At 59.0% G+C, this 18,886-nt stretch carries 20 protein-coding genes; 8 read left to right on the top strand and 12 right to left on the bottom strand.

What is annotated here, in order from left to right; all coding sequences use genetic code 11:
• The first annotated feature begins 77 nt into the window (after window positions 1-77).
• Together AAGW23_RS18080 and AAGW23_RS18075 are read left to right on the top strand one after the other, a co-directional pair.
• Entirely contained in the window at window positions 78-341 is a 264-nt protein-coding gene (locus AAGW23_RS18080) for a MotA/TolQ/ExbB proton channel family protein (RefSeq protein ID WP_342407712.1), read from the top strand.
• Window positions 319-618: a DUF2149 domain-containing protein gene (locus AAGW23_RS18075; RefSeq protein WP_148924129.1), complete on the top strand. Its 300-nt coding sequence runs from the start codon at window positions 319-321 to the stop codon at window positions 616-618. Before AAGW23_RS18080 ends, AAGW23_RS18075 begins: the two co-directional genes overlap by 23 nt.
• A 41-nt stretch (window positions 619-659) precedes the next feature.
• Here AAGW23_RS18075 and AAGW23_RS18070 read toward each other — a convergent pair whose 3' ends face one another.
• The 4 genes from AAGW23_RS18070 to AAGW23_RS18055 form a co-directional block, all read right to left on the bottom strand.
• Window positions 660-1,109: a 3-phosphoshikimate 1-carboxyvinyltransferase gene (locus AAGW23_RS18070; RefSeq protein WP_342407711.1), complete on the bottom strand. Its 450-nt coding sequence runs from the start codon at window positions 1,107-1,109 to the stop codon at window positions 660-662.
• Between the two features lie 47 nt (window positions 1,110-1,156).
• The gene (locus AAGW23_RS18065; protein WP_342407710.1) at window positions 1,157-2,500 is read right to left on the bottom strand and encodes a leucine-rich repeat-containing protein kinase family protein; all 1,344 of its coding nucleotides are present in this window, start codon (window positions 2,498-2,500) and stop codon (window positions 1,157-1,159) included.
• Between the two features lie 37 nt (window positions 2,501-2,537).
• Window positions 2,538-3,626 carry an RNA methyltransferase gene (locus tag AAGW23_RS18060; RefSeq protein WP_342407709.1) on the bottom strand — a complete coding sequence of 363 codons (1,089 nt, stop codon included), beginning with the start codon at window positions 3,624-3,626 and terminating at the stop codon, window positions 2,538-2,540.
• An 87-nt stretch (window positions 3,627-3,713) separates the two neighbouring features.
• The gene (locus AAGW23_RS18055; RefSeq protein ID WP_342407708.1) at window positions 3,714-4,862 is read right to left on the bottom strand and encodes an MFS transporter; all 1,149 of its coding nucleotides are present in this window, start codon (window positions 4,860-4,862) and stop codon (window positions 3,714-3,716) included.
• 212 nt (window positions 4,863-5,074) lie between these two features.
• Between AAGW23_RS18055 and AAGW23_RS18050 the strand changes: the two genes are divergently transcribed.
• The 3 genes from AAGW23_RS18050 (at window position 5,075) to AAGW23_RS18040 (ending at window position 6,950) form a co-directional block, all read left to right on the top strand.
• Entirely contained in the window at window positions 5,075-5,377 is a 303-nt protein-coding gene (locus tag AAGW23_RS18050; RefSeq protein ID WP_342407707.1) for a DUF1883 domain-containing protein, read from the top strand.
• 153 nt (window positions 5,378-5,530) lie between these two features.
• Window positions 5,531-6,046, top strand: coding sequence for a MarR family transcriptional regulator (locus AAGW23_RS18045; RefSeq protein WP_342407706.1), 516 nt, complete (start codon window positions 5,531-5,533; stop codon window positions 6,044-6,046).
• Window positions 6,039-6,950, top strand: a complete 912-nt coding sequence (locus AAGW23_RS18040; RefSeq protein ID WP_342407705.1) for a DMT family transporter — start codon at window positions 6,039-6,041, stop codon at window positions 6,948-6,950. Before AAGW23_RS18045 ends, AAGW23_RS18040 begins: the two co-directional genes overlap by 8 nt.
• Before the next feature lie 114 nt (window positions 6,951-7,064).
• Here the strand turns inward: AAGW23_RS18040 and AAGW23_RS18035 are convergent, their stop codons facing one another.
• Both AAGW23_RS18035 and metH read right to left on the bottom strand, forming a co-directional pair.
• Window positions 7,065-7,397, bottom strand: coding sequence for a DUF5629 family protein (locus AAGW23_RS18035; protein WP_342407704.1), 333 nt, complete (start codon window positions 7,395-7,397; stop codon window positions 7,065-7,067).
• A 70-nt stretch (window positions 7,398-7,467) separates the two neighbouring features.
• Window positions 7,468-11,160, bottom strand: a complete 3,693-nt coding sequence (gene metH, locus AAGW23_RS18030) for a methionine synthase (protein WP_342407703.1) — start codon at window positions 11,158-11,160, stop codon at window positions 7,468-7,470.
• A gap of 214 nt (window positions 11,161-11,374) precedes the next feature.
• Between metH and nfuA the strand changes: the two genes are divergently transcribed.
• From nfuA to AAGW23_RS18015, 3 genes are all read left to right on the top strand, one after another.
• A complete protein-coding gene (gene nfuA / locus AAGW23_RS18025) occupies window positions 11,375-11,959 on the top strand; it encodes a Fe-S biogenesis protein NfuA (protein ID WP_342407702.1) in 585 nt (194 codons plus the stop codon).
• Between the two features lie 140 nt (window positions 11,960-12,099).
• On the top strand, window positions 12,100-13,083 hold the full coding sequence (locus AAGW23_RS18020) for a response regulator (RefSeq protein ID WP_342407701.1): 984 nt from the start codon (window positions 12,100-12,102) through the stop codon (window positions 13,081-13,083).
• Window positions 13,084-13,085: 2 nt separating this feature from the next.
• On the top strand, window positions 13,086-14,039 hold the full coding sequence (locus AAGW23_RS18015; RefSeq protein ID WP_342407700.1) for a diguanylate cyclase: 954 nt from the start codon (window positions 13,086-13,088) through the stop codon (window positions 14,037-14,039).
• Here the strand turns inward: AAGW23_RS18015 and AAGW23_RS18010 are convergent.
• The 6 genes from AAGW23_RS18010 to AAGW23_RS17985 all read right to left on the bottom strand — a co-directional run bounded on the left by AAGW23_RS18010 (window position 14,036) and on the right by AAGW23_RS17985 (window position 18,707).
• Window positions 14,036-15,139: a DNA topoisomerase IB gene (locus tag AAGW23_RS18010; protein ID WP_342407699.1), complete on the bottom strand. Its 1,104-nt coding sequence runs from the start codon at window positions 15,137-15,139 to the stop codon at window positions 14,036-14,038. The two genes, AAGW23_RS18015 and AAGW23_RS18010, sit on opposite strands and share 4 nt — an antisense overlap.
• 118 nt (window positions 15,140-15,257) lie before the next feature.
• Window positions 15,258-15,422, bottom strand: a complete 165-nt coding sequence (locus AAGW23_RS18005; RefSeq protein WP_164863208.1) for a hypothetical protein — start codon at window positions 15,420-15,422, stop codon at window positions 15,258-15,260.
• Between the two features lie 258 nt (window positions 15,423-15,680).
• Window positions 15,681-15,968, bottom strand: coding sequence for a hypothetical protein (locus AAGW23_RS18000; protein ID WP_342407698.1), 288 nt, complete (start codon window positions 15,966-15,968; stop codon window positions 15,681-15,683).
• A 22-nt stretch (window positions 15,969-15,990) separates the two neighbouring features.
• A complete protein-coding gene (locus AAGW23_RS17995; protein WP_342407697.1) occupies window positions 15,991-16,272 on the bottom strand; it encodes a hypothetical protein in 282 nt (93 codons plus the stop codon).
• Window positions 16,273-16,426: 154 nt separating this feature from the next.
• On the bottom strand, window positions 16,427-16,696 hold the full coding sequence (locus AAGW23_RS17990) for a hypothetical protein (protein ID WP_342407696.1): 270 nt from the start codon (window positions 16,694-16,696) through the stop codon (window positions 16,427-16,429).
• A 376-nt stretch (window positions 16,697-17,072) separates the two neighbouring features.
• Window positions 17,073-18,707, bottom strand: coding sequence for a methyl-accepting chemotaxis protein (locus AAGW23_RS17985; protein ID WP_342407695.1), 1,635 nt, complete (start codon window positions 18,705-18,707; stop codon window positions 17,073-17,075).
• Window positions 18,708-18,886 lie beyond the last annotated feature (179 nt).

The raw sequence follows: 18,886 nt of genomic DNA, 5'->3' as shown, positions 1-18,886 counted from the left end.
CCCCCCCCCCCCCCCCCCCCCCCCCCCCCCCCCCCCCCCCCCCCCCCCCCCCCCCACGGCTCGATCGAGCCGACCTGGTGGCACGGGTAGGCCCCATGCTGGGGCTGATGGGAACGCTAATCCCGTTAGGCCCTGGCTTGGCTGCCCTGGGCGATGGCAATGTTCAGATTCTCAGCGTGGCCATGCGCGTAGCCTTCGACACGACGGTGCTGGGTTTGTTGATCGGCGTGCTGGGCTTCGCACTGGGACGCTTACGTAGGCGCTGGTACGACGAGCTGCTGGACGAACTGGAAGCCCAAGCAGTCAAGGAGCGCGATAATGAGTCGGCGCTGGCGCTCTAGTCGTTTCGCGGCCGGCGACGACGATCCGCTGGGGCCGCTAGCCAACATGGTCGACGTCGTGCTGGTGTTCGCCTGCGGACTGATTGCGGCGCTGGTCGCCCAGACGGATTTGCTCCAACAACTGAATGCAGCGAAGCAGCCGGTTGCCGTCGAACGCGGACGGGAGCTACCCAAACTGCCGGACAGCCTTGAGGGTGATGGCGGAAAAGGGCTGCAAAGCGTCGGTCAGGTTTTCCGTGATCCGGCTACCGGCAAGCTGATCCTGATCGGCGATTAAGGCGTGCTGTAGCCGCATCATTCCGGGGCCATGTACCGGGCTCAGCCCTTGAACCAGTCCCACAATCCCAGCGAGTAATTTGGCAGCAGGTTGATCCCGAGCGCCGACTTCACCAGATACAGAGCGACCAGGCCTACCAGTGCTGAAAAGAACAGAAACGCGGTGATCGCGCCGGCCTTGGCCGCAAGTGACAGACTCCGCTGCGCTCGGCTCAGGCTGCGCTTGTTTCGCCCGCCAACCAGCACGAAGTAATACTGGTTTCTCCACAGACTGAAGGTTCCGCGCCAGTCGAGCTTGTGCCTGGCCCACGAGCGGGTCGCGAAAGCATTGCGTAACGCGTCCAACTGCTGCGGGGTAAAGCTTTCTCGCAGTTCGGCAGGAAGCCGTTCCTTGAGCCCTACAACGAAGGGGTCGTGATCCAGCGTGTCGCTGTTGTAGGCACTGGCGTAGCGTTCAGAGGCGTTATCGGGTTTTGATTCTGGAGCGAGCATAGCGTCAGGTTGCCGTCGAAAAGCGAGAGGGACGATGACTCATGCAACTACCCGGCCGAAACGCTCCGTTGCGATGTCATATGTTCCAACTGCTCGATCAACTGGTTGAAATCTGGTCGTTGGCTGGGGTCTTCCTGCATGCATTGACGCTGCAGGGCGGCAAGGTGAGAAAGCCGTTCTTGCACGCCGCTAACATCGCAGTGTTCCAGCAGTTCCTCAAGCAAGCATCCGAACGCACGGGCTTCGAGGCGCTGCAGTGCCAGGCCCTCAGAGGTGTCTGGATCGAAAAACGATGCCGCACCGAAATCGCTGAGCACCGTTTGGCCACGCGAATCGACCAGCAGATTGTGCGCGTAGAGGTCGCCGTGCAGGATGCCTCGCGCGTGAAGATGACTGGCCGCCGATGCGACACCTGTCGCGATCCTCAGCAGTTTGTCTGCGGAAAACCGCTGCGCAGGTGCATAGCAGTCCCGGGTGCAGCTCGCCAACGATGGTGGACCGGCGAGCACCTGGTACGACGGATCGATGAGTGCCATCAGCAAACCCGGTAGCGCATCGGCACGCTCAGCCAGTGGCCCGGCAATACCTATCAGGTTGTGGTGTTTGCCAGCGGCTATGCAGGCTGCCATCTCGCTATGGGGTAGCCCGTCGCTGGTCAGGCTGCCTTTGAACAGCTTGGCCGCCATGGCTTGCGTAGGTTGGCCAGGCGCTTGCCAATCGGCACGATGAACGACGCCGGACGCGCCCTGACCAAGCACTTCTCTGAGGATGACCTGCTCGCGGTCGACCGGTGGCAGCGGGTGCTGCGCCAAGGTCTGCGCCTCCAGCGCATCGCTGAACGGGTTTCCGGCAAACGCCAGCCAGCTCAGGCGCGGCATGGACAACAGCCACTGCGGCAATGCTGGCAAGCGATTGGCTGCGATGCGCAATAATTCCAGCTGGCGGCAGCTGGCAAGCGTTTCGGGTAACGCATCAAGCCGATTGCCCGCGAGCATCAGCTTTTGCAGACGGCTGCAGCGGCCGATCTCGTCAGGCACCTTTTCGAGCTGGTTGTCGGTGAGAATCAACCAGCGCAGCTTGGGCGGCAGCACTTCGGCGGGCAGGTGGCGAATCTGACAAGCCTTGAACCCGACCATCTCCAGATTCGGGCAGCGGCCGATCGAGGCGGGCAGTTCAGTAAACAGGTTGTCCGAGCAAAACAGGACGCGCAGTTTGTGCAGCCGCGACAAGTCATCAGGCAGGCTGCTGAGCTGGTTGCCGGAGAGGTTGAGCACTTCCAGACTGTCGGCCAGGTGAAAAATCGCTCGGGGGAACGTTTCAAGCTGTTCGGACAGATCCAGCCGGGTTGTCCCGGCGAGTTCGCCTCGTTCAAGTTGTGCCAGCGTATGCATGAGGGCTCTCGCATCCGGTCGGATGCCGGGGATAGGGTCAATGCGCTAGGACAATGCCCGGTGTTAGCGGTTCAATCGCGTCTGGCACGGGCGTTTCGGCCGGTCTGGTGCGTGTGCGTACGACGCGCTCGGCACGCGCACGCAGTTGGCCGCAGCCGCCATCGATATCCTGTCCTGCCGAGTTGCGTACCTTGGTCAGTACGCCGTTCTCGTGCAGGTAGCGCATGATCTGGTGAATGCGATCCGCCTCAGGTCGCTGAAACTCGTCGTCATCGAGGCTGTTGTAAGGGATGACGTTCATGATCGCGAACTTGCCCCGAAGCAGCCGAATGATCCCGTCCATCTCCTGCTGGCTGTCGTTGATCCCCTTGAGTAGCGTCCACTGATACTGAACTGGGTAACCGACAAGCCGGGCGTAGGCTTCGCCGAGCTCGACAAGCTCAGCGGGGTCGAAGTAGGGCGCTCTCGGTAGCAGCTCTCGGCGCAGCGTCGCGTCGGTACTGTGCAGCGATAAGGCCAGCGCCGGCTTCACCCTCTGCTGAGGCAGCCGCTCGAACACCCGAGGATCGCCGACGGTGGAAAAAACGAGGTTCTTGTGGCCGATGCCGCCCTCGGTGCCGAGCAGCTCGATGGCCTCGAGCACGCTGTCCAGATTATGTGCAGGCTCGCCCATTCCCATGAACACGACTTTCTTGACCGGGCGGAAGCGTCGCGCGAGGGCGACCTGGGCGACAATTTCAGCGCTGCCCAGTTGGCGGAGCAGACCGCTCTTGCCGGTCATGCAGAACACGCAGCCCACTGCGCAACCGACCTGACTCGATACGCACAAGCCATCGCGGGGCAACAGCACGCTTTCAATCAGCTGGCCGTCCGCGAGCGTTACCAACAGCCGCGCGGAACCATCGGTAGCTGGATGCTCGGAGCGCAGGCGGGCGAGACCATCGATTGTCTCGTTCACCCTTGGCAAGCCGTTACGTACTGACAGAGGAAGGAAGTCTTCGGTCCGCTGATGACGCGTGCCCGTATCCAGCGGCCTGCCATTCAGCCAGGCGCGTGTTACCCGGCCGATGTGGATAGGCTTGGCGCCAATGGAGGCGAGCTGTTGGTGAATATCTTGAATGCGCATAGGGCGCGCATTCTAGCCAAACGTCATCAACCGGTCTGTAGCCTGTTGCGCGACTTTAAGCGCGGACCATGGCGTTTCACCAAGCGGTCAGTCCCGGAACCGAGGGCTTCCCAGTGCCATTACGATCAACAGCGCCGCAAGCAGGGCGAACGCCAGCGTCAGCGTTGCGTAGTGAGCAATCACGCCGATCAGCGCGGGGCCTGCGAGGACCCCTGCAAAACCGATGGTGGTCGCTGCGGTGATGGCTTGATGGACGGGCATCGTGTGCTGACGGCTAAGCGATGAGATCAAAACAGGAGAGACGTTGGCGCAGCCAAGCCCGCAAAGCCCATAACCGAGCAGGGCCCATCCCCAGTAGTCGGTGACAAGGGTCAGGGCGATGCCGAAGGCAGCCAGCAGCCCACCCAGGCCAATCACTCTGGCGGTACCCAAACTGTTCACTACTGGTGCCCCGGCGAAGCGTCCTACGGTCACCATGAGCGCGAAGCTGGCATAGCCCAGGCCGCCTTTGGCGGTTTCCAGCGCCTTTTGCCCGGTCAGATAGAGCGCGCTCCAGTCCAGCACTGCACCTTCTGCCAGATACACCACGAAGGTCATGGCGCCTACCAGCAGCACCGCACCTGTCGGCCGGATGAAGGCGACGCCTCCGGCTGGCGCCTTGTCCCGCAAATAGCCGGGCATCACTGCGATGTTGGCCAGCGCGATGACCGCGATCATCAGCAGGGTGCCGGTTGCTGGGGCGAGGCCCAGGGTCAGTGCACCGGTAAGCGACAGCGCGCCGCTGATCGAGCCCAGACTGAACATGCCGTGGAAATTCGACATGTGGCGCCTGCCGGTGTCGCGCTCGATCACCACGCCTTGAATGTTCAGCACGACGTCGATCACACCAAGGCTTCCGCCGAAACAGAAAAGCGCCACAGCCAGCAATGCAATCGATTGGGTGAAGGCAATGCCAAGCAGGGCAAACAGCAGCAAGACGACGCTGCTGAGCACAACTGGGCGGATTCCGCGTCGTGTCACCAGGAGGCCGGACAGCGGCATCCAGGTCAGCGAGCCGATACCGATGCACAGCAGCAGGGTGCCGAACAGCGCGTCGCTCATTTCAATGCGCTCGCGCACGTACGGCACCAGCGGTGCCCAGATGGACAGACCGAACCCGGCCATGAAAAAGCCGACACGTGTCGCCCGGCGCGCGATGGCGGAGGTGGCATCAAGGGGCTTTGCGGCCGTAGGCATGTTCAGGGTTCCTTGCTCTAGACGGGGGCGACGCTCACTCGTGCATTGCCTCGAGGTCGCGGCGCGCATTCTGTCAAAGAACCGCAGCGAGAGCCGAGAGATAGGCGCCGGCGTCGCAAGATCTCGTCGGATGCAGTCGGCTCAAACCATCCAGCCAGCAAGACACTCATGGTAATCTTTGCGTTTGCCAACATGCGGCCCCGGAGCGGTACATGAAGTTCATTCACCAGCGCGAACACCTCAACGAAGACGACTTCGTGATCATCGAGTGCTCGCAACCTTGCAACATCCGCCTGATGAACGACAAGAATTTCCGCAGCTTCAAGAACGGCGGCCGTCATGCCTATCACGGCGGCGCTTTCGACAAGTTTCCAGCGAAGATCAATGTGCCCAACACCGGCTTCTGGAACATCACCATCGACACGGTGACGCGTAAGGCCATCAGTGTTACCCGCAAGCCGACGCTTACCCACTCGATCAAGATCGTCCGCAATTCGCCGTCTGAGCTGAAGTAACCCTTTCTATCCGGTGCGCAGCCTCGGCTGCCGCCAGGATGCTGGTTGATCAAACGTCACTCGTCGATTGCCGCGCCCCTTGCGACGTATTAGCTTGCCTTCGGTAATTCGTTTAATTAGCTTCACATAAAGATTCTTTTTGTGGAGGTAAGTATGCGCAAGCCCAAAGGCGGTGATCATGTCGATGGTGTGCTCGCTCAATGGCAAAGCGTCCGCCCTGAAGGCGACGCATCGCCAATGGCGATCTTTACGCGTGTGTACCGACTGTCCAAATACCTCAACAGACGCGTTGCCAACGTTTTTCGTAAGCACGGTCTGCATGATGGCGAATTCGATCTGCTCGCGACGCTCTATCGCAGCGGCCAACCGCAAGGACTTACGCCGAACGCCTTGCGGCACGCCGCCGTGCTTAGCTCAGGTGCCATGACCAATCGGCTCGACCGCCTCGAGGCCGCCGGGCTGATCCAGCGCGTACCCAATCCGGACGATAGGCGCAGTCTGTTGATACGCCTCACCAGTGAAGGGCAGACCGTATTGCTCGGCTGCCTCGATGAATATCTGGCCACGTTGAATGGTCTACAGGCGCCACTCGATCAGGAGCAGAGACAAGCCATGGCGAGCGGCCTTCGCATCCTATTGCGGTCCTTGGAGGAGCAGGGCGATGACTGAGGCAAAAGGTGGCACAACAGGTGCGCACCTCGGCATGCTGCTTTGGGCGCTGTTCGTTGGCCTGTCTTTCCCAGCTGTGGGGCTGATGAGTGAAGGCTTGCCGCCGCTGCTATTGACCGCCATTCGTTTCAGCATTGCCGCGTTGGCATTGCTGCCCCTGTTGTTGCGCCAGAACGAACGTTGGCCAAGCCTGCCGGGGCTGCTTTTGTATGCGTTGATGGGCCTGAGCCTGGCCGGTTTCTTCGGCACCATGTTCTGGGCCGCACACCGTATCAGCGCGCTGTCGATGGCTACGCTGTTCGTCAGTGTACCGCTGCTGGCTTATTGCATCGGCCGGGGCTTGGGTGTCGAACAACCTGCGGGTCGGCTGTTGGCGATTCTGGCACTGGGTGCGCTGGGTGCGCTCGGGCTGGCTGTCGCCGAAAGCAATGGAAACCTTGCGCAGCTGGAGTTCGGCGTTGGCGAGCTGGCGTTCTTCTTCGGCTGTATTGCTTCTGCAATGTACCCGGTGCTAAGCAAATGGGGGCTGCGGCGTGGCGTACTCGCACCACAAGCGGGCTTGCGCACGTTCTGGAGCCTGCTCATTGGGGCCATCCTGATTGGCGCGCTAGGGCTCTTCTGGGAACAGCCTTCGGCCCTGGCGCGGATGGACTGGCGTGATGTTGCGCTAGTAGTTTATCTGGGCGTGTTCTCCAGTGGCATGACCTTCTTTCTGCAGCAGCGAGCGACGGCGGCGCTCACGCCGGGAGCAGTAACCGCGTATAGCTACCTGGTCCCGTTCGTATCGATGCTGCTGCTGTTCATCAACCAACCACAACGGATCGGCTGGCACTGGCTGCCGGGCAGTGTGTTGGTGGTGTTGGCTATCGTATTGCTGCTGCGGCGGGGTGCAAACCCTCACTGAGCCAGACGGCTGTCTAGCTGTCCGGGCGCACGGCGATTCGGGTGATTCTTGGTTCTGCCCATGATCTTGAGCCGTTAGGCCAGCGGTGCACTAGCGCGACTGAGCGGCAGTCGCTTATTCGTCGTCTGCGCTCGTAATGATTGCGCCCAGGCATCGCACGCGAGCGTGCGGCGCCTCGCCGACCGTCCAGCACTGCTCATCCTCGCTGTACAGCGCTTCCATAACGGCGTTGTAGCTGAACGACCACTGCCGCCGCTCACGGCCATCGACCGATTCGATGCGGACAACAATCTCATCGCTGGCGAAAGGTTCACCGGCTATCGCAGCGGCTTCGGCGCGGTCGAGCAGGTCATCGTTAAGGGTGAACTGCCAGGCGTGCAGTCCGTCGACTTCGAGCATGTCGGCGGTCTCGAGTTCATCGAGCAGGTAGCGGGTTTCGGTAGGCATGGCAGGCTTCACTTAGTGATTGTATTGGAGCGAAGAGGGCCGCGCAGCAGCGGCTGCGCGGCCAATATGCTCAGTTGTCGTAACCCAGGTTCGGCATCAGCCAACGCTCTGTGACAGTGATCTCTTGGCCCTTGCGAGCGCTGTAGCGCTCGGCCTGGTCCTTGTTGATCTTGCCTACTGCGAAGTACTGCGCCTGAGGATGGGCGAAATACCAACCACTGACTGCAGCTGTCGGGAACATCGCGTAGTGCTCGGTCAGAGTCACCTGGCTGATGCCGTCGGCATCGAGTAGCTGGAACAGCGTGCCTTTTTCCGTGTGGTCCGGGCAGGCTGGATAGCCCGGAGCTGGGCGGATGCCTTTGTACTGCTCCTTGATGAGCTCTTCGTTGCTCAGCTGTTCTTCTGGGTCGTAGCCCCACCATTGCTTACGGACCTGCTGGTGCAACCACTCGGCACAGGCCTCGGCGAGGCGATCGGCCAGAGCCTTGACCATGATCGAGTTGTAGTCATCGCCGGCGTCCTGATAGGCCTTGGCTACTTCTTCAGCGCCAATGCCGGCAGTGGTAATGAAGCCACCTACGTAGTCGGTCACACCGCTGCTTTTCGGTGCGACGAAGTCAGCCAGCGAAAAGTTCGGCTTGCCGTCTGTCTTCACTGTTTGCTGGCGCAGGTGGTGAAGTGTGGCGAGGGCTTCGCCGTCGTCGCCATAGACTTGGATATCGTCTTCGTCTACCTGATTGGCCGGCCAGAAGCCGAACACGGCCCGCGCCTTGATCAGCTTTTCATCGACCAGCTTGGTGAGCATCGCTTGGGCATCGTTGAACAGCGACGTGGCGGCTTCGCCGACGATTTCGTCTTGAAGAATGCGTGGATATTTACCGGCGAGATCCCATGAAATGAAGAAGGGTGTCCAGTCGATGTAATCGACCAGCGTACGCAGGTCGATATCTTCCAGCACCTTGCGGCCGGTGAAGGTTGGTTTGACTGGCGAGTAATCGGCCCAATCGAACTTGGGCTTAACTGCAATCGCTTCGGGGTAAGTCAGGCGCTCGGTGCGCGCGCTGCGATTAGCGGTTCGCTCGCGGATCATCGCGTATTCTTCGCGAGTCTTCTCAACGAAGACCGGCTTCAGCTCCTTCGAGAGCAAGGTGGTCGCCACCCCTACGGCGCGCGAGGCGTCGGTGACATAGACCACTGCATCATTCTTGTAATGCGGGTCGATCTTCACCGCCGTATGCGCTTTAGACGTGGTCGCTCCGCCGATCATCAGTGGCAAGTGAAAGTCCTGGCGCTGCATTTCACGGGCGACGTGGACCATCTCGTCGAGCGACGGTGTGATCAGACCGGACAGGCCGATGATGTCGCACTTCTCGGAAATTGCAGTCTGCAGGATCTTCTCAGCCGGGACCATCACGCCCATATCAACCACGTCATAGCCGTTACAACCGAGCACCACGCCGACGATGTTCTTGCCGATGTCATGAACGTCGCCCTTGACGGTCGCCATCAGAATCTTGCCCTTGGCTTCCGGCTTGTCGCCTTTTTCCGCTTCGATGAAGGGGATCAGGTGAGCAACGGCCTGCTTCATCACGCGCGCGGACTTGACTACCTGCGGCAGGAACATCTTGCCCGAGCCGAACAGATCGCCCACCACGTTCATGCCCGACATCAGGGGGCCTTCGATGACCTCAATGGGCCGCGCGCACTGTTGGCGGAACTCTTCGGTGTCTTGAACGATGTGGGTGGTGATGCCCTTGACCAGCGCATGCTCAAGGCGCTTCTCGACGGTATAGCCGCGCCATTCTTCAGTTTCCGCTTCCTTGACGCTGCCGTCGCCCTTGAACTCGTCGGCGATGGCCAGCAGCGCTTCGGTGCCGTTGGGCGTGCGGTTGAGTACCACGTCCTCGACCGCATCGCGCAGCTTCTTTGGGATTTCGTCGTAAATTTCCAACTGTCCGGCGTTGACGATACCCATCGTCAGGCCGTTCTGGATGGCGTAGTAGAGGAACACCGAGTGGATCGCTTCGCGCACCGGATTATTGCCGCGGAACGAGAACGAAACGTTCGATACGCCGCCGGAGGTCAGGGCGTAGGGAAGGTTGTCGCGGATGTAGGCGCAGGCTTCGATGAAGTCCACGGCATAGTTGTTGTGTTCTTCGATGCCGGTGGCGACGGCAAAAATGTTCGGGTCGAAGATGATGTCTTCCGGCGGGAAGCCCACTTCTTTCACCAGAATGTCGTAGGAGCGCTGGCAGATTTCGCGCTTGCGCGCGGCGGTATCGGCCTGACCGGCTTCGTCGAAGGCCATGACCACCACGGCTGCGCCGTAGCGTTTGCACAGCCGCGCATGATGTTTGAAGGCATCAACGCCTTCTTTCATGGAGATCGAGTTGACGATGCCTTTGCCTTGAATGCACTTGAGGCCCGCTTCGATCACTTCCCACTTGGACGAGTCGATCATGATCGGCACGCGTGAGATGTCTGGCTCGCCGGCGATCAGATTAAGGAAGGTGACCATGGCTGCCTTCGAATCCAGCATGCCCTCGTCCATGTTGATGTCGATCACCTGTGCGCCGGCCTCGACCTGCTGCAGGGCAACTTCCAGCGCCTCGGTGTAATTCTCTTCACGGATCAGCCGGGCAAACTTGGCCGAGCCGGTGATGTTAGTGCGTTCGCCGACGTTGACGAACAGCGAGCTGCGATCAATTGTAAAGGGCTCGAGACCGGACAGGCGGCAGGCCTTTGGAATGTCGGGAATAGCGCGCGGCGCGTATTTCGCAACGGCTTTGGCAATCGCCTCGATATGCGCAGGCGTCGTCCCGCAGCAGCCACCGACAATGTTAAGAAAGCCGCTGGAGGCGAATTCCTCGACCACCCGGGCCATTTCTGCCGGGCTTTCATCGTATTCACCAAAGGCGTTCGGCAGGCCTGCGTTGGGGTGCGCCGAGACATGGGTTTCGGCCTTGTTCGACAACTCTTCCAGATAGGGGCGCAGCTCTTTTGCACCCAGGGCGCAGTTGAGGCCGACCGAGATAGGCTTGGCATGGCGCACCGAGTTCCAGAAAGCTTCGGTGGTCTGCCCGGAAAGGGTGCGGCCCGAAGCGTCAGTGATGGTCCCGGAGATCATGATCGGCAGCTCGAAGCCGATGTCCTCGAACACCTGTTGCACGGCGAAGATCGCCGCTTTGGCATTGAGCGTGTCGAAGATAGTCTCGATCAGGATCAGGTCGGACCCGCCTTCGATCAGGCCGCGCGTGGCTTCGGTGTAGTTTTCGACCAGCTCGTCGAAGGTCACGTTGCGATAGCCGGGATTGTTCACATCCGGGGACAGAGAGCAGGTACGGCTGGTGGGGCCGAGCACGCCGGCAACGAAGCGCGGGCGATCGGGCGTTTCAGCCGTTTTGGCGTCTGCGGCCTGGCGGGCTAGGCGGGCGCCTTCAACGTTCAGCTCGTAGACCAGCTCTTCCATGCCGTAATCCGCCTGGGATACACGCGTGGCATTGAAGGTGTTGGTCTCGACGATGTCAGCGCCTGCGTCAAAGTAAGCCTTTTCAATCGCGCTGATGGCGTCTGGCCGGGTGAGGATTAACAGGTCGTTGTTGCCTTTGAGATCCTGCGGCCAGTCGGCGAAGCGCTCGCCGCGGTAGTCGGACTCTTCCAGTTTGTAACTCTGGATCATCGTGCCCATGCCGCCGTCAAGAATCAGGATGCGCTCCTTGAGGGCCTGCTGGAGTGCCTGGAGACGGGCATTGCGGTCGAGCATGAGAACTACCTGAAGCTGGTTGCGAGGGCCGCGAATAATAGCAAAGCTGCACGCTTTTTGATCATTGGCTGATTTACATGAGCAGCGCTCATGTAAATCGGCTACTCATCAGTGGCAGACGCGGGCGGAGGAAGGTAAGTCCTACTAAAATACTAGGACTTTATCCGGGGCGGTGGTTGGCGTACACTGCTGGCCATGTATGAGAGGAGTTCCCATGAGCGCCATTACCATTACCGAAGCTGCACACGATTATTTGGCCGACCTGCTTGAGAAACAGAACACTACCGGGATCGGTATCCGGGTCTTTATCACTCAGCCAGGCACGCCTTACGCTGAAACCTGCATCGCCTATTGCAAACCGGGAGAGGAAAAGCCGGACGACATCGCGGTCTCTCTTAAGAGCTTCACCGCTTGGATCGACAATACCAGCGAACCCTTCCTGGAAGACGCGCTGGTTGACTATGCCACTGACCGCATGGGCGGACAGCTGACTATCAAGGCACCCAACGCCAAGCTACCGACGGTCAATGACGACAGCCCGCTCAATGATCGCATCAATTATTACCTGCAGACCGAAATCAATCCCGGACTTGCCAGCCATGGCGGGCAGGTGACTTTGATCGATGTCGTGGATGAAGGCGTGGCAGTGCTGCAGTTCGGAGGTGGGTGCCAGGGTTGTGGTCAGGCTGATGTAACCCTCAAGGAAGGTATTGAAAAAACCTTGCTGGAAAGGATCCCGGAACTGAAGGGCGTGCGTGATGTGACCGACCACACCAACCGCGACAATGCCTATTATTGAGTGGTAACGGCCTAAAGGGTGGCTGTTTCGGCCAGCTTGATAGCTGAGTGCCACTATCTTTTCGCATTGCCCCCACAGCGCCCGCTAGCTGAGATAAGCTGTTCTGGATCCAGAGGCCTGGCCAAGTGAGCGAGCGCTGCATGTCTGCCGTTTCCCTTTTGATTTGCGATGATTCCAGCATGGCGCGCAAGCAATTGCTGCGCGCACTGCCGGCCGAGTGGCCGCTGGATATTTCTCAGGCTGCCAGCGGTCGCGAGGCGCTTGAAAAAATTCGTGAGGGGGACATTGATGTCTTGCTGCTCGATCTGACCATGCCAGACATGGACGGCTATGGGCTTTTGGCTGCCCTTCGCCACGAGCAGCTGGATTGCAAAGTCATCGTGATCTCGGCAGACGTCCAAGAAGAGGCCGTGCGCCGGGTGCTCGAACTGGGAGCGCTGGCGTTCATTCGCAAGCCTGCCGATCCCGTACATTTGCAGCAGACCCTGGCGGGGCTTGGGGTTGTCGGTAGCGAACTGCCGGCGCTCGGAGAGCGAAACGCCGGTCCGGTTGCGTTCCGCGATGCCTTTCGTGAGGTGGTTAACGTAGCGATGGGGCGAGCGGCGGCATTGCTCGCCAAGGTGCTAGGGGTGTTCGTGCAGCTGCCCATCCCCAATGTGAACATCCTCGAAGTTGGCGAGTTGCACATGGCGCTGGCTGATGCCGCTCAAGGCGACAAGCTGTCGGCGGTTTGCCAGGGCTATATCGGCGGCGGCATCGCTGGCGAGGCCCTGCTGATTTTCCACGATTCCGAGATTGCTGACATGGCGCGTCTGATGCGTGCCGATGATTACCTCGAACTGGAGATGCTGCTCGACCTTTCCAGTCTACTGATCAGCGCATGTCTGAGCGGTATAGCAGACCAGATCGATGTGGTTTTTTCTCAGGGGCACCCGCAGGTGTTGGGCCAGCATGCTTCAATCGACGAACTGATACGTCTCAACCGCAAACGCTGGAAAAACACGCTGGCGGTTGAAATCAGCTACAGCCTGGAAGGTCATGACATCCATTTCGACCTGCTCTTGCTGTTCACCGAAGACTCGGTTGAGCTGCTGTCACGCAAACTCGTCCCGTTGATGAGCTGAACATGTCCGAGCCGAACGATCTAAGCGAACTTCACTGGTTACTGGCCATCGTCCAGAGTATCGATGTGGGTGTGGTGGTGCTTGACCGCGAGTACCGCATCGACGTGTGGAATACGTTCATGGAGAACCGCTCTGGACGGTTGCCTGAAGAAGCGCGCAAGAAAACCTTCTTTGAGCTGTTTCCCGAAGTCGACGAGCACTGGTTTCGTCGCAAGGTGGAGAACGTGGCTACGCTCGGTACGCCATCGTTCACCATTTGGGAGCAGCGGCCTTACCTGTTGCGATTCAAAAACTACCAGCCGATTACCGGACTGGAAGATTTCATGTACCAGAACACCACGTTGATGCCATTGAAGGCCCTCAACGGCAGGATCGAGCAGATCTGCCTGATCATCTATGACGTTACCGATGTGGCTACCAACCGTCGCCAGTTGCAAGCGGCGAATCAGGAGCTGCAGCGCCTGTCCAGCACCGACCGTCTGACAGGCCTGTTCAATCGAGGCCATTGGGAGGAGATGCTGCGTCAGGACTATGCGCGACATCTTCGCTATGAGCGCAATGCAGCCTTGGTCATGTTCGATATCGACCACTTCAAGAAGATCAACGACAGCTACGGCCATCAGGCCGGCGATGCCGTGATCCAGCAAACTGCCGAGCTTGTCCGGCAGTGCATGCGCGACGCAGACATTGCCGGACGCTACGGCGGCGAGGAGTTCGTGGTGCTGCTGCCGGACACCGACAGTGAGGGCGCAGTGACCTTTGCTGAACGGTTACGGCAAACCATTGAGGCGCATGAAGTCATCTATGACGGGCACAGCATCCGCTTCACCGTCAGTCTGGGAATTGCGGACCTTAGCCAGCCAACCAGTGGTTATGCGCAACTGATCGAGCGCGCAGACAACGCACTGTATTCATCAAAAGCCGCAGGGCGCAATCAAGTGACGCTGTACCGCTAGGGTGCCGTGCGGGCGCTCAGAAATTTCAGCAAAGTGACTTCCTCACTGCTCATCCACTTGCGCTTTCTCGCCTTGCTCAGTTGCGCCAGTTCGCCAGCGGCGAAGGCGTCAAGCACGTCAGGGTGGATGTAGCACTGGCGACACACGGCGGGCGTGTTACCAAGTTGGCGAGAAACCTGGGTAACCGCATCGACCAGGTTGCGACGCGCCACTGTGTCCGGTTGCCACTCTCGCTTGCGCAGGTATTCCAGCGCCAAGGCGCTTCCGGCCCAGGTTCGATAGTCCTTGGCTGTAAAGTCGCCCCCAGTCATCTCCTGTATGAATGCGTTAACGTCACCGGAGGTGACTGGTCGGCGCACGCCTTGTTCGTCCAGGTATTGAAACAAATGCTGACCTGGCAACTCCATGCAGCGACGGATGATGCGCGCCAGACGTTGGTTCTTTAGTGTCACACGATGCTCTACACCGCTTTTGCCTCGGAACTGAAAACGGATCGCAGCACCCCGTACATCGACATGGCGGGTTCGCAGTGTGGTCAGTCCATAGGAGCGGTTTTCCTTTGCGTAACGCGAGTTGCCAACACGGATCAGGGTCGATTCGAGCAACTGCACCAACAGCGCCATTACCTTTTCCCGCGGCATCTCATGCAAGGACAACTGCCGGTGCAAGCGCTCACGCATTCGCGGCAGAGTAGAGCCGAATGACAGGACGCGTTCGTACTTGCTGCTGTTACGGATCTCTCGCCAGCGAGGGTGATAACGATATTGCTTGCGACCGCGAGCATCGCGTCCAGTCGCCTGCATATGGCCTTGAGGATCCGGGCAAATCCAGACGTCAGAATAAGCGGGCGGGATGGCCAGCTTATCGATGCGGGCGATTTCCTGCGGATCACGAATGCGCTCGCCCGACGGCAGGAAATAAGCGAATTTGCCTCTGAGCCTTCGCCGGCTAATACCTGGCCCGTGATCGTCCACATAGTGCAGATCGGCGGGTAGCTCAGGGCAGAGGGCCGTGTCGGTATCCAACTTTTCATCCGCCGGTTGCGGGCGAACGCCCTCCGCCAATTGCGGAGCTGTCTCGATGCTCTGATTGATCAGCATGCATGCTCCTGAAAGCGACTGCCCGGCGTTCTAAGCCCGGCTGCGTCAATGATTATGGAGTGAGTGCAGCCAGGCTGTTCTTGGTGGATATTGGCGACTTGCAGGGGGGAGGCCGGAGTCAGTCTTCGCTTTCCTGGCTGTTACGCATCAGCAGCCGTATCGCGGCGACCAGTTCGTCAATTGCCTCGCGATAGATAGCCGGATCTGCCTTTGTTTCGGCACTGTCTGCCAGTCGTCGTGCACTTTCCAGATGGTCATTTATCGAGGAATAGTCTCCGATCATATAGGCGCTCCTGGGTTCGAACGAGAAGGGTGCTGACACAAGCATGGTGTGTCTCAATAACAGACCGACACGGACGACAGGGGTTCTGGCTGCGAATCGACGCAGAATGAACGGCTCAATCTTGTTTCTTGTGTTGTTGCCAATGCCGTGCCGCCTGCCAGTAGCGGCGCCTCCACCGAGATCATTGCGGCAGGTGATCGGGGGAAGATTGGTTGCATTCGGCTCCGATACTCCCTATTTGGGGGCATCGAGTCATGCTTAGTCAGTAATCCCGGGCTGTGCGGGCATGGACCATGCGCCCAATTGCACGCCATCCTTGCTCAACTCGAGTCGGGCAGCCTCCAGCAAACCGGCCAGGTGGGCCGGGTCCGCATACTGAGATCGAGCGATATGTAAAATCGATAGGGCTTCGTCACCCGTCGCTGTGGTCACCCTTAGCGAGAAGCTGCTGTCCGCGTGGTCGACTTGAGTTGATGCATGGCAGGGCAGGAACGCCATTTCACAGATGAGCCTGGCTTCATCAAGTCCAAGGATTGGCACTGTCATCATCGTGCTCCATGGAAATTGCTCATTTCGCGGGTGCAACGTCGAAGATGAGATTGATTCCATCGCCGCTGCCGTCACCCACCACTGACCCCTGTACCGGTTTGTGCGTTACCTTACGGCCTTTGTAGAAGTCGGCCAGGCGTTGCTGCGCGACCTCGCAGACATGGTTGATCAACCCCGTGGACTGCGTATCGCGGGGAATGATGAACTTGAGGGTGATGCAATGGCCTTGTTCACCCTCCGGCAGATTGGCCAGTCCGCTGCTATGCCACTGATCGTTAACGTAGGCTTCTGCACCTTTCATGGGCTGCTCCTTATTTATTGGCTTATTGCTGGGACCGTCGAACCGCCGAATGGGTCCGTCTGCTCAGCGGAGCACCATCGCGGGGTCGGGGGACTTGAAAGCAAAAAGGCCCGGCGCTTGCGCAGCCGAGCCTTGTCTGAAAACGGGGGGGGGGTTAGTCGGGCATGTGCCAAGGGGCCAGATGTACGCCTTGACGACTCAGATCGGCGCGTGCCTGCTCCAGTGACTGGCCGAGCTTGATCGGGTCGGAATAGACGTGGCTAGCCAGCTTGCAATGGCCTACTGTGCGCGATTCGCTGCCATCCAGAACTGTAATGCTGAGCTCGCCGTTGCCTTCGAGTAGCGTCCAGGCCACACACTGGAACGGTTTAAACGCACGGTCAGTAATCAGGAGGGCGTCGTTAAAGCGAAGCGGGCTGTTCATCAGGCATGTCTCTCTGTGTGATAACCAAAAATCGGATATGAGCCTGCCGCCAAGCTGTCGGCGTTGGCCTTACATATCCATTGATGTACACAGAGGACTGATAAGTCACAGGGTTGTTTCGTGTTTTACAGTTTTTTTTGCAATTAGCCAAAGGTCTAGCATTAGGTGTCGCTTGCATTCTCGGCTTAATTGCAAGCTAAGTTATTGTTTTAGTTGATCTAGCTTCCAGCGGCCACATGTAGATGCCGGTTCACCACTGCGTTTAGTATTGTTCGGGTGTGGCGAAAGGCCGCAACCGAAGTCAAAAAACAAAACGGCCAGATCCAAGTTCAGGATCTAGCCGTTGTATACAAAGCGCTGCGCTGATCCTGCGTAGTTATACCTTGAACTGCCTGAGCAAGCGATTCAACTGCTCAGCTAGCTCACCGAGCCGATCTCCGGCCGCGCTCGACTGCTCGGCGGCCTGGGTACTTTGTTGCGCCAACCCAGCTGCCTGAGTGACATTCTGGTTGATGTCTTCGACTACGTGCGTCTGTTGCAATGTCGCGCTGGCTATCGATGCGTTTAATCCCGACAGGTTGCGCAGCGCCTGGGCGATCTGGCCGAGGCTTTCCCCGGCCTGACTCGCTTGCTCCACGGTGGCCTGGGAAGCTCGGCTGCTTTCCATGATCACCGTGACGGCTGCACCCGAGTTCTTCTGCAGGCGCTCGATCATCGTGTGAATCTCGGCCGTTGAGGTCTGGGTGCGTTGCGCAAGCAGGCGAACTTCATCGGCCACCACTGCGAACCCCCGACCTTGTTCGCCTGCGCGTGCTGCCTCGATCGCGGCGTTTAGTGCGAGCAGGTTGGTCTGATCGGCGATCGACCCAATGACCTCTAGAACCGATCCGATCTTGGTCGTCTCATCCGCTAGCGACTGGATGACCCCGACCGCTTCGTTGATGGTGGTTGAGAGCTGGTCTATCTGCTGCAAGCTGGCTTCGATATTCCGTTGCCCCAGGCCCGCCTGTTTCTCCGCATCTCCGACTTCGCTGGATGCCTGTTCGGCATTCTTCGCCACTTCCTGAACAGCGTAGGTGACCTCGTTGACGGCTGTGGCAACCAGCTCCATTTGTTGCGACTGTTGCTGACTCTGCTTGTGCGCCTGTCCGGCCAGTCCGCCGAGTGCGTTAGAGGAGGTTTCCAGCGCGCCGGAGGTCTCAAACAGTTGCCCGATCACCGAACGAAGCTTGTCGGTGAAGGTGTTGAAGTCACGGCTAAGTGTGGTCAGTTCGTCATTACCCGACACGTCGAGGTTGCGCGTCAGGTCGGCCTCGCCGCTGGCGATGTTGGCCATGGCCTGCATGGAGTGGCGCAACGGCTGGGTGATACTGCGGATAAGAATGGCGACCAGCACCGCCATCAGCGCAGCAATTGCGAGGCCGATAATCGAGAAACGTACGAGATAATTTTGGAACTCCGCTTCGACGTCGTCGACGTAGATGCCCGAACCTATGATCCAGCCCCATGGCTTGAACAGCTCGACATAGGAGATCTTCGGTACGGGGTCTTTCTCGCCGGGCTTCGCCCATTGATAGTCAACCAGGCCGGCACCTTTGAGTTGGGCAACCTTGACCATCTCGTTGAACAGTTCTTTACCGTTCGGATCCTTAACCTTGGACAGATTCTGGCCTTCTAGCTCCGGTTTCATCGGATGCATGATCATGGTGGGCTGCATGTCGTTGATCCAGAAATAGTCGTTCTGGCCATAGCGAATCAGACGAACCTGATCCATTGCGGCTTTCTGTGCCTCGGCAGTCGTCATGCTCCCGTTCGTTTCGAGCTGCTGGTAATAGGTCAGTACTCCTCGCGCGGTCTCGACGATGTTTTGCGTCATGACCTGCTTGCCCTTGTACAAGTCGGTACGCACCTGCTGGATCATCAGCAGGCCAAGCACGAAGAGCATGACAACCGCCACCAGCGGAATCAGCCAAAGGCGCTTACTGATCGGGAAGTTTCTTAGCAGATTCATAAGGTTGTAAGCTCCTGTTAATGCCTTGTGTTCTTTATTATTCGAATAGTGAGTGGAGCGCGGCGACACGGTCTGCCCTAAAAAACGGTTAAGGCAGTGGATGTTGGTCATGGCTCATGAATAGCGTTTCGGCAGTCAGTGGAAAAAGATGAGGGCGGCCGCGTTCACCAATGAATTTA

This window comes from Stutzerimonas chloritidismutans (genome assembly GCF_038562055.1).
GTDB lineage: Bacteria > Pseudomonadota > Gammaproteobacteria > Pseudomonadales > Pseudomonadaceae > Stutzerimonas > Stutzerimonas chloritidismutans_A.
This window is presented reverse-complemented; position numbering and strand designations above follow the sequence as displayed.